Source organism: Streptomyces sp. NPDC005393, from assembly GCF_040606675.1.
In the GTDB taxonomy this organism is placed as follows: domain Bacteria; phylum Actinomycetota; class Actinomycetes; order Streptomycetales; family Streptomycetaceae; genus Streptomyces.
In genome coordinates, this window is the sequence record NZ_JBEXFG010000095.1 from 1 (window position 1) to 10,053 (window position 10,053).

Consider the following 10,053-nt stretch of genomic DNA (forward strand, 5'->3'; position numbering starts at 1 on the left):
TCGACGCCGACGACCGGACCGGTGCGCGGGCGGACGGTGAGAACCTCACCATCAACCTCGACCACAAGGAGGCGTTCCGGCGCATCCTCGTCTCCCGGCCTGCCGCTCCAGCCGCGCGGCGCGCTCCGCCACGGTGGCGTCTCCGCCCCGGGCCTGCTCCAGCTCCGCCAGCAGCGCCGTCCGCTCCCGGGCCAGGGCCTCACGGCGCGACGTACGGGCCGCCGCCCGCCGCTCGGCCTCCTGCCGCTGGGCAAGGCGCCGCTCGTGCTCACGCTCGGCCCGGTCGAGGGCCGCGCGGGCGTCGTGCCCATCGGCCCCCGCGTCACGGGCCTCGGCGAACGCCGCCCGCACCTCGGCCAGCTCCCGGTCGAGCTCACCGGCCCCGGCCTCCCCGGCCGTGGCCTCCGCGCCCGCGAGCGCCTCGCGCAGCGTCTGCAGCGTGCGCTCGGCCTCCTCGCGGCCGGCCTCGGCGCGCTGATAGTCCTCCAGCGCGGCCTCCTCCGCCGTACGGTCCACATGCCCGGCCTCCGCGCGGGCGGGGCTCGGGTGCTCGGTCGCCCCGCAGACGGCGCAGGGCTCCCCCGCGCTCAGCCCGGCCGCCAGCTCGGCGGCGATCCCCCGCAGCCGCCGCTCCTTGAGGTCGAGCCAGGTCTGCCGCGCGGCGGCGGTTTCCTCCCTGGCCCGCAGCAGCTCCTCCCGCGCCCGCTCCGCCTCCCCGGCGAGCCGATCGCGCTGCCGGGCGGCCTCCAGCCGCCGCTCGGCGGGCTCGATCCGGGCCCCGATCTGCTCGGCCCGGGTGGCGGCCGCCTGCGCGACGTCGATGCGCCGCTGATGCGCTCGGCGGGCCGCCTCCCAGCCGGCGAGCCAGTCGGCGGCCTCCTCGATCGCCTCGTCGTCGGCCCGCGCCTCCCGGTCGAGAGCGGCGATCTCGGCGACGACGGCCTCGACCCGCCCCTCTCCGCGCCGGGCCGCGGCCAAGGCCCCCAACTCCTCCCGCAGTCGCCGCTCCACCCGAGTCAGCCAATCCGCGTCCGCCTCCGCCAGACTCCGAGCCGGGCCGGCCCCCTGCGGATTGACGGACCCACCCGATGCGGGCGCGTCCGCATCGGGGCGCCCATACGGAACGGGCTCGCCCCAGGACGCGGCCCCCGGCGCCCGCGACGCCAAGCCGCGCTCCCCTGCCGCCTCGGGCGACCCGCCCGCATCACCGTGTCCGGTCCGTTCGGCCCGCGCCGCCGCACCCTCCGCGCCCGTCCGGTGCGACGCCTGCCCAGCAACGCACCCATACAGAGTGGGCTCACCCGCGGCCGCGGCACCGGCTACCTCGCAGGGCAAGCCCGCGCCGTCCTCCGCCGCGCCCGCCTCGGCCGCTTCGCGGGCGGCGCGCCCGTACGGGCCGCGCTCGTCCGAGGACGCGGCTCCCGGCGTCTGCGACGGCAGCGCCACGTCCCCTGCCGCCTCGGGCGACGCCTGCCCGTTCCGGGCGGCACCGGCCGCCGCATCCTCCGCGCCCGACTCCGCCGACGGCTGCGCCGGACCCGAGTCCTCCGCCACCTCCGGCGATACGCGCGCGTGGACACGCCCAGGCCGGGCGGGCTCCGCCGCCGAATCCTCCGGGAGCGGCTCCCGTGACGCCTGCTCGGCGGCCTGGGCGTGCGCGGCCGGCCCGCCCGGCGACGCGGCACGCGGCGCCTGCGGCGTCCCGCCCAGGTGCCCCGACCCGGCACCATCACCGCTCGCGCCGGGCGATGTCCGCGCCGCAGGGCAGGCGTGCGGACCCGGCCGACCCGCCGCCGCGCCACCGCCGCCCGATTCGGGCGACACTCCACCGGGCACAGGCGCCGAAGACGTCTCCGGTGCCGGGCGCGGCACGGGCAGCGGGCCCGATGGCGGCTCTCCCGGGCCCGGGGGGCGTTGTCCGGGGATGTCCGCGGTCGGCGCGAAGGCCGGCGTGTCCAGGCCGGGTTCGGCGGCCAGGCGGGCCCGGGCCTGGCGCTCGGCGGCCAGGGCGGTGCGGTGTTCGTGGGCGGCGGCGGTGTGGAGGTCGAGGGCCGGGGCCACCGCGTCGGCCGCCCGCGCCCGTTCCAGCAGGTCATGGACCCGGTCGCGCTCGGCCCGCTGCCGTTCGAGGTCGTCCGCCCGGCGCCGGGCCTCGGCGTGGCGCCGTTGCAGCTGGGCCCATTCGCGTGCGGTGTCGGCGGCCCGCTGGGCCGTCCGGTGGGCGGCCTCGGCTGCCCCTACCGCGGCGAGCGCGATGTCGCGCCGCTCGCGCGCGCCCGTGCGGGCGATGGCGGCCCATTCCAGGACGGCGTCGGCCAGCCCCGGTTCGCCGGGGGTGATCTCGGGCAGGGGGTGGTCGTCGAGTTCGGGGGTGTTCCCCGCCGCCTGGGCCATCCGGTGCGCGAGCGCGAGCAGCCGCTCGTCCCCGCCGGCGACCCGCTTCTCCGCGGCCCGCCGCAGCTCCGCGAGCCGGTCCTCGACGGCGGCGAAGCGGCTGGTGTCGAACAGCTTGCCCAGCAGCTTGCCGCGCGCCAGCTCGTCCGCGCGCAGAAAGCGGGCGAAGTCGCCCTGCGGCAACAGCACCACCTGGCAGAACTGCTCCCGGCTCATGCCGAGCAGCTGCCCGATCTCCTCGCCGATCTCCTGGTGCGAGCGGCTGAGCGCCTTCCACACGCCCGCCGACCCGCCCGCCCCGGGGACGTACTCGCGCAGCAGGCTCTGCGCCTTCTCGCGCGTCGTGCCGCTGCCCCGCTTCCTGGGCCGCGGCTGCTCGGGGCGCCGGGTGATCTCCAGGCGCCGTTCGCCGGCGGTGAGTTCGAGGACGACCTCGGTCGGGGTGAGCGGATCGGCGTGGTCGCTGCGCAGGGAGAGCCCGCTGCCCTGCCGGGCGCCGGGCACCTGGCCGTACAGGGCGTAGCAGACCGCGTCCAGGACGGACGTCTTGCCGGCGCCGGTCGGCCCGTGCAGCAGAAAGAGCCCGGCGGCGGACAGCTCCTCGAAGTCGATCTCCTGGGTGGCGCCGAACGGGCCGAAGGCCGTCACGGTGAGCCGGTGCAGCCTCATCGCCCCGCCTCCACCGCAGCCTCGGCCCCCGCCGCCCCGACACCGGTCTCCTCGCTCCGTACGGCCTCCAGCGCGTCGCCCAGCAGTACGCGCTCGCCCTCGTCCGGGCCGCGCCCACCCCGCACATGGGCCACGAAGTCCTCGGCGATCTCCCGGTCCGAGCGGCCGCGCAGCCGCTGGGCGTACGAGGCGAGCGGGTCCTCGGGCGGCCGCTCGGGGTCGAAGACCAGGGTGAGCACATGCGGGAAGCGGCGCGCCAGAGCGGCCATCGGCTCGTAGGGACGGACCGGGTCGGTGAGCGTCGCCTCGACCCACGCCTCCTCGTGCCGGGCCAGGTCGGGGTCGGCCAGCAGATCCTCGATCCGGCCGCGGATCCGGGCCAGCGGCCGGGGCACCGGGCAGTCGACCCGTTCACAGACCGGCGCCGCGCCGGCCGCAGCGCCCAGCTCCACGAGCCACATGGACTTGCGGTGCGCCGCCTCGGAGAAGGAGTACGCGAGCGGGGAGCCCGAGTAGCGGATCCGCTCGGCGATGGTCTGGCAGCCGTGCAGATGCCCGAGCGCCACATAGTCGACGCCGTCGAAGACCTCGGCGGGCACGGAGGCGACCCCGCCGACCGTGATGTCCCGCTCGCTGTCGCTGCTCGCGCCGCCGGTGACGAAGGCGTGGGCGAGGACGACGGACCGGGTGCCGGAGGGCCGGGTGGCGAGGTCGGCGCGCACCTGGTCCATGGCGGCGCCCAGCACCGCCGTATGGCCGGCCGCCGAGGCGCCCAACGCCTCGCGCACCAGGCCGGGTTCGAGATACGGCAGCCCGTAGAAGGCCACCTCACCATGGTCGTCGGCGAGGACGACGGGGGTGGCGCACCCGGCCGGGTCGGTGCGCAGATGGACACCGGCGCGCTCGATGAGCCCGGCGCCGACCCCGAGGCGGCGGGCCGAGTCATGGTTGCCGGAGATCATGACGGTCGGCACGCGGAGGTCCGCGAGCCGGTGCAGGGCGTCGTCGAAGAGCTCGACGGCGGCGAGCGGCGGCACCGCTCGGTCGTAGACGTCCCCCGCGACGAGGACCGCGTCGACCTGCCGCTCCCGCACGGTCGCGACGAGGTGATCGATGAACTCCCGCTGCGCGGCAAGGAGGCTGACCCGGTGAAAGGACCGTCCGAGATGCCAGTCGGAGGTGTGCAGAATTCTCACAAGTAGGCTCCGACCCGCACGTTTGTCCTTCCTCCACCCCAGTGGCCCTCATCACACCCGGACCGGAATACGCGGTGCGGGCACCGACCACGTTAGCCGCGGTCGGTGCCCCGCTCCTCACGGACCTCACTTTTGCCGTGTGTGTCTACCGACGGAACTCCCGCCACCGGGCCTCTTCGGAGTCCTGGAAACCCCTCGAAGGGGCGGGTGTCCGGGTAGCACCACTCCGCGGTCGTCGCGCTGATCGGCGGCCCGGTCGGCCATGCCCTGGCGGTGCCCGGTGCCGTCGAGCAGATGCTGGACAATCTGCTCTCCAACGCGCTGCGCGCGACGCCGCTCGGCTCCACCGTCACCATGGACCTCCGCTTTCCGGCCCCCGACCGCCGCCACCCGCACGGCCGGCCCGTACGGATCGATGTGCATGTCGTCGACGAGGGCCCCGGGGTGACGGAGGACCAGCGCCGCCGCGCCTTCGACCGCTTCTGGCGCGCCCCCGACGCGCCCAAGGGCGGCACCGGTCTGGGCCTGTCCCTGGTCCGGCGGCTCGCCCATGCGAGCGGCGGGGAGGCCACCTTGGCCGCGGCCCCCGGCGGCGGCCTCGACGCGGGGATCCCGCTGCGGCCCGCGGCCCGGAGTCTCGCGTCGCGCCCGGCCGGAATCGGCATGCGCCGCGCCAAGCCGACCGGCCGGCCGACGCTCGCCGAGGACGTCACGGAGGAATCCGCTCGCACCCCCGCGGCTCGCCCATGCGAGCGGCGGGGAGGCCACCTTGGCCGCGGCCCCCGGCGGCGGCCTCGACGCGGGGATCCGGCCGCGGCCCGCGGCCCGGAGTCTCGCGTCGCGCCCGGCCGGAATCGGCATGCCGCGCCAAGCCGACCGGCCGGCCGGCGCTCGCCGAGGACGTCACGAAGGAATCCGCGCGCACCCCCGCATGAGCCCGGTCAGGCCTCCTGGTACGCCTCGCCACCCAGCTCCAGAGAGGCGGTTCCGGCGGTGGTGTCCGCCAGCCAGTCGCGGAAGGCGTCCACCTCGGCCTCGGGCAGCCCCAGCTCGATCGTCACGGCCTCGGCGTAACGGACATCCCGCACCGCCCGCCCCGTCGCCCGCAGATCGTTCTCCAGCTTCCCGGCCCGCTGATGGTCGACGGTGACGGTGACCAGCCGGAACCGCTGCCGGACGACGGTGCCGAGCGCGTCCAGCGCCTCGCCGACCGCGCCGCCGTAGGCCCGGATCAGCCCGCCCGCGCCGAGCTTGACGCCCCCGTAGTACCGGGTGACAACGGCCACCACATACCGGATCTCCCGGCGCAGCAGCATCTGGAGCATCGGCACCCCGGCCGTGCCGCCCGGCTCCCCGTCGTCGCTCGCCTTCTGTACGCCGCCGTCGGCGCCGATGACGTAGGCGAAGCAGTTGTGCGTGGCGGTGGGGTGCTCCTTGCGGACGCGCTGGATCACCTCCTGCGCCTCGCGCTCGCTCGCGGCGGGCGCGAGTGAGCAGAGGAAGCGCGATTTGTTGATCTCGATCTCATGCACGCCTTCGCGCGCGACCGTCCGGTACCGCTCCTGCATCCGGCCACCCTAATCCGTGCCAATGTCCCGGCCTGTTGCGGAGACGGAACAGCGGGGTACCCATAAGGTCCGAATGAGGTATTTGTACCCCCCAAGGAGCCGCCGTGAAAATTGGTGTATCGACCTTCGTCACCGACCAGGGCATCCGGCCCGTTCCCTTGGGCCGAGCCCTGGAAGAGCGGGCGTTCGAGTCGCTCTTCATCGCCGAGCACACCCACATCCCGGTGGAGCGCCGCACGCCCTACCCGGGCGGCGGAGAGCTGCCGGAGATCTACTACCGCACGCTCGACCCGTTCGTCACGCTGAGCACGATGGCCGCGGTCACCGAACGGCTGCTGCTGGGGACCGGCGTCGCCTTGGTGGCACAGCGGGACCCGATCATCACAGCGAAGGAGGTGGCCTCCCTCGACCTGGTCTCCGGCGGGCGAGCCATCTTCGGGGTCGGCATCGGATGGAACCGCGAGGAGATGGAGAACCACGGGACGGACCCGTCGACGCGAGGCCGTCTGGTCAATGAGCGGCTGCAGGCGATCCGTGAGCTGTGGACGAAGGAAAAGGCCGAATTCCACGGGGAGTTCGTGAACTTCGACCCGGTCTACCAGTGGCCCAAGCCCGTCCAGCGTCCGCACCCGCCGATCTATGTGGGCGGCGGCGAGCGCGCCTTCCCCCGCATCGCCGCCTACGGGGACGCATGGCTCGCCAACAGCGCCTCGCCGGAAGAGCTGGCCCCTCAGATCGAGCGGCTGCGGAGTGTGGCAGGCCGGGACGTTCCGGTGACGGTGTACGCGGCGCCCGAGACACCCGAGGCAGTCGAGGGGTACAAGCGTCTGGGAGTCGAGCGGGTGCTGTTCTACCTGCCGACGATGCCGGAGTCGGAGACGCTCCAGCACCTCGACACCATGGCCGAGGTCGCCGCCCGGTTCCGGTGAGCCGCCGGGTGACACGATCACGGCCGGACGCGGGCCGACGGCACGGCCCGCGTCCGGCCGGAACCCGTCAGCGCGTGGTCTCCGCCATCCTCGCGAACTCGCCGCCGAGCTGGGACATGGCGTGCTGGTACTCCTCCTGGGAGACGGCCTCCCGCAGCGTGCTGAGGACCGCCCGGACCCCTCGGTCGGCTTCCGACATGGACAGTCCGGTGCGCTCGTGCACTCTGCGGATCGACTCCTCGGGGTCGAGGAGCTCCATCTCCCGCCGTCCTCGGTGCAGCGACTCGCGAAGGTGTTCGGGGAGTTCCAGGGCGAGATCGCGGGCCTCGCCGTCACTCAGACGAAGCGCCAGCAATTCGAGCGTGGCGCGGGTCAGATCGGCCGCCTCCTGCCGCGAGAGCTGCGTACGGTCCGCCACCTTTTGAAAGAACTCTCTTTCGTCCATGCGGGCCTCCTTACCGGAGTCGAGGACGTCACCCTCCACCTTGCCACGTACGCATCCCCCACGCGAGGCACCGCGAGCCCCCGACGAGCGGGGTCCCGGTCACAGACCGAGGCGGTAGGGCATCATGCAGACGACGACGTCGGTGTGCGCCTTGAGGACCGTGGCCAGCACAAGGCCGCGCTGATTCTGGAGGATCTTGTAGCGGCGGTGCCGGGGCTCGACCTCGGGGATGAGAACGGCGATCTCCCGGCCGCCCCCGGCCTCGCGCCGCACATACGCGACCATCGGCTGCACCAGGGAGCGGTGCGGGCTGTCGATGATCTCCAGGCGCACCCCGGGATTCCAGCGCTCCCAGGTGTCCTGCAGCGCCCGCGCCTTCGCGGGCTCGGCCTGGACGCTGACCGCCACGACCTCGTCGCCCAGGGCGAGCGCCGCCGTCAGCGCGCGCTGCGCGAGCCTGCTGACGTCGCCGAGCGGGACGATGACCAGGCTCATGGTGCGCACCGGTGGCGGCGGGATCCGCCCGAGCCCGAGTTCCTCGCCGGCCGCCGTGTAATAGCGCTGGACGCGGGTGAACAGCAGCATCAGCAGCGGCACCGCGACGACGACCACCCAGGCCCCTTCGAGGAACTTGGTGGTCAGCAGGACCAGACCGGCCACGGTGGTCAGCACGGCCCCCACACCGTTGATCAGCGCCCGGCGCAGCCACCCTTCCGGCTGCTCGGTCGCCCAGTGCCGTACCAGCCCGACCTGGCTGATGGTGAAGCCGGTGAACACCCCGATGGCGAACAGCGGGATCAGCCGATGGGTCTCGCCCCCCACCGCGTTGAGCAGCACGGCCGACAGCAGCGCCAGCGCCACCACGCCGTACCGGTACACCGGCCGCTCCGCGCGCAGCCCGAACAGGTGGGGCAGCCGGTCGTCCCGCGCCAGCACGCTCATCAGGACCGGGAGGCCGCCGAAGCTGGTGTTCGCGGCGAGCGCGAGGACAAGGGTGACGATGAGGTTGGTCGCGTAGTACTCCCATCCGGTTCCGTACGACCCGGCGGCGAGCTGGGCGAGGACCGTCACACCGCCGCGCGGCGCCACATGGTCGCGGCGGATCAGATACGCCATCCCGAGCAGCATCACTCCGAGGAGCATGCCGAGCATCAGCTCGGTGTGCTGGGCCCGCTTGATGCGCGGCTCGCGGAACATCGGCACGCCGTTGGCGATGGCCTCCACCCCGGTCAGGGCGGAGCAGCCCGAGGAGAACGCTTTCAGGATCAGCAGGACGCCCAGCGCCTCGGTGGCCCGGACGGGGTGGGCGGCGCCGACGACGGCCGCGGGGTGCGAGCGCAGGATCCCCATGACGACGATGCCGAGCATGCTGACGATGAACAGCACGGTCGGCAGCATCAGCACCCGGGCGCTCTCGGCCACTCCCCAGAGGTTCACGGCCGTGAGCAGGGCGAGCAGCACCAGGCAGACGGCGAGCAGATGCGAGGAGAGGATCGGGAAGGCGGAGGCGAGGCTGGCGGCGCCGGCGGCCAGGCTGACGGCGACGGTGAGGACGTAGTCGATGGTCAGGCTCGCCGCGGCGAGCAGGCTCACCCGTGGCCCGAGGCTCTTCTTCGCCACCGCGTAGGCGCCGCCGCCGTCGGGATGGACGGCGATCACCTGGCAGTAGGAGATCACCAGCACGGTGAGCAGGACGGTGATGACGACGGTGATGGGCAGCGTGGCGGTAAGGGCCCCGGTGCCGGCGGCGACCAGGACGACCACGATGGCCTCGGGGCCGTACGCGACCGAGCTCAGCGCGTCCAGGGACAGCGCGGCCAGCCCCTCAAGGCTGGTGAGATGGTGCTTGTCGCCCTCCCCGTGGCGCAAAGGTACCCGTGGCCGCAACGCGCGGTGTGCCAGTCCGAACGCCATGGGGAACCTCGGGGCGGGGTTGTCGGGGGCCGTCCCGCGACAGTGTGCCCCGCCGTGGCGCCCGACCACCTGAGGCATGCCCGAACAGCCGCCACTTGTCCGCCGCCTCCGCGACTCCCCTGACCTGACCGAGTGCTCCTCACGGCGCTCCCCGAGTGTCGCCGCGACGGTGGGAGCCGCGCCCATAGCATGACCTGGCGCGGTCACCGACCTGTCGGCAGCAGGCCGGGCCGTGCGATTGGTTCCTGGGGGCCCATGCGGTCGCGCATCCGGCGAGCGAGGGTGGCGCTGACGAGGCGCGCCGGGTTACGCCCAGCGCCGGACGACTGGAGGTTGGTGACCATGACGGTGATGTCCGTGCCCAGGTTCGAGCGGTTCTTCCGGGTGGCGGCGGGACTCGATGTCGACAAGAACGACCTCAAGCGCTACAGCGACTTCGTGGACGCCAAACTCTACGATCTGCTGCTCATCGCCGAGGCGGTCGCGAAGGCCAACACCCGGGACGTGATCCTGCCGTGGGATCTGCCGATCACCAAGGGGCTGCAGGAGAACATCCACCGCTTCCGGGACCTCGACCACGAGATCGAGTTGAAGCCCATCCTCGATCAGCTCGCCACGCACCCGCCGCTGGACCGCGCACCCGACGACGCGACGGAGGCAAGGTTGCCGGAGATCGTCGGCGGGCTCAGCCTCGCGCTCGCCAAGGCGTTCAAGATCATCTACCCGGACCTGAAGAACCCGCAGACCAAGCACTGGGAGACGGTCTGGCGGCTCTTCGATCTCCTGCTGTGACGCCGGGTTTGTGAATGCCGGGAGCGATGCGGTGACCGCCGGACCGGCTAGTACTCCAGTCGTAGATCGTGATCTTCATGTCTGATTCGCGGCCTGTCGGCGGTAATGGCTGGCCCTGGCTCGGGCCTGATGGCGGCGTCGCCAGG

The 10,053-nt window shown here is 73.7% G+C and carries 7 protein-coding genes and 2 pseudogenes; 4 read left to right on the forward strand and 5 right to left on the reverse strand.

Features of this window, described 5'->3' with window-relative positions:
* Nucleotides 1–92 (forward strand): annotated as a pseudogene (locus ABZS71_RS34975) (Tellurium resistance); the annotation flags it as partial.
* Here ABZS71_RS34975 and ABZS71_RS34980 read toward each other — a convergent pair.
* A complete protein-coding gene (locus tag ABZS71_RS34980; protein ID WP_356216730.1) occupies nt 52–3,063 on the reverse strand; it encodes an AAA family ATPase in 3,012 nt (1,003 codons plus the stop codon). The pseudogene ABZS71_RS34975 and the gene ABZS71_RS34980 overlap by 41 nt on opposite strands.
* Complete coding sequence (locus tag ABZS71_RS34985; RefSeq protein ID WP_356216733.1) at nt 3,060–4,259, reverse strand: exonuclease SbcCD subunit D; 1,200 nt, start codon at nt 4,257–4,259, stop codon at nt 3,060–3,062. The genes ABZS71_RS34980 and ABZS71_RS34985 overlap by 4 nt, the downstream gene beginning before the upstream one ends.
* 267 nt (nt 4,260–4,526) lie before the next feature.
* Between ABZS71_RS34985 and ABZS71_RS34990 the strand changes: the two are divergent.
* Nucleotides 4,527–4,886 (forward strand): annotated as a pseudogene (locus ABZS71_RS34990) (ATP-binding protein); the annotation flags it as partial.
* Nucleotides 4,887–5,200: 314 nt separating this feature from the next.
* Here ABZS71_RS34990 and ABZS71_RS34995 read toward each other — a convergent pair.
* Entirely contained in the window at nt 5,201–5,827 is a 627-nt protein-coding gene (locus ABZS71_RS34995) for a YigZ family protein (protein WP_355842235.1), read from the reverse strand.
* Nucleotides 5,828–5,931: 104 nt separating this feature from the next.
* On the opposite strand from ABZS71_RS34995, the gene ABZS71_RS35000 reads away from it, so the two are divergent.
* The gene (locus ABZS71_RS35000) at nt 5,932–6,756 is read left to right on the forward strand and encodes an LLM class F420-dependent oxidoreductase (protein WP_355842233.1); all 825 of its coding nucleotides are present in this window, start codon (nt 5,932–5,934) and stop codon (nt 6,754–6,756) included.
* A gap of 67 nt (nt 6,757–6,823) precedes the next feature.
* On the opposite strand, the gene ABZS71_RS35005 is transcribed toward ABZS71_RS35000, so the two are convergent.
* Both ABZS71_RS35005 and ABZS71_RS35010 read right to left on the reverse strand, forming a co-directional pair.
* Nucleotides 6,824–7,201, reverse strand: a complete 378-nt coding sequence (locus ABZS71_RS35005) for a DUF2267 domain-containing protein (protein WP_356216736.1) — start codon at nt 7,199–7,201, stop codon at nt 6,824–6,826.
* Nucleotides 7,202–7,300: 99 nt separating this feature from the next.
* A complete protein-coding gene (locus ABZS71_RS35010; RefSeq protein ID WP_355842227.1) occupies nt 7,301–9,115 on the reverse strand; it encodes an APC family permease in 1,815 nt (604 codons plus the stop codon).
* 342 nt (nt 9,116–9,457) lie between these two features.
* On the opposite strand from ABZS71_RS35010, the gene ABZS71_RS35015 reads away from it, so the two are divergent.
* Entirely contained in the window at nt 9,458–9,907 is a 450-nt protein-coding gene (locus ABZS71_RS35015; RefSeq protein ID WP_356216739.1) for a DUF1931 family protein, read from the forward strand.
* The last annotated feature ends 146 nt before the right edge of the window (nt 9,908–10,053 follow it).

Excerpts from the sequence above, each read along its gene's own strand:
- ABZS71_RS34980 (WP_356216730.1), bottom strand. The coding sequence starts at position 3,063 with ATGAGGCTGCACCGGCTCACCGTGACGGCCTTCGGCCCGTTCGGCGCC.
- ABZS71_RS34995 (WP_355842235.1), bottom strand. The coding sequence starts at position 5,827 with ATGCAGGAGCGGTACCGGACGGTCGCGCGCGAAGGCGTGCATGAGATC.
- ABZS71_RS35005 (WP_356216736.1), bottom strand. The coding sequence starts at position 7,201 with ATGGACGAAAGAGAGTTCTTTCAAAAGGTGGCGGACCGTACGCAGCTC.
- ABZS71_RS35010 (WP_355842227.1), bottom strand. The coding sequence starts at position 9,115 with ATGGCGTTCGGACTGGCACACCGCGCGTTGCGGCCACGGGTACCTTTG.
- ABZS71_RS35015 (WP_356216739.1), top strand. The coding sequence starts at position 9,458 with ATGACGGTGATGTCCGTGCCCAGGTTCGAGCGGTTCTTCCGGGTGGCG.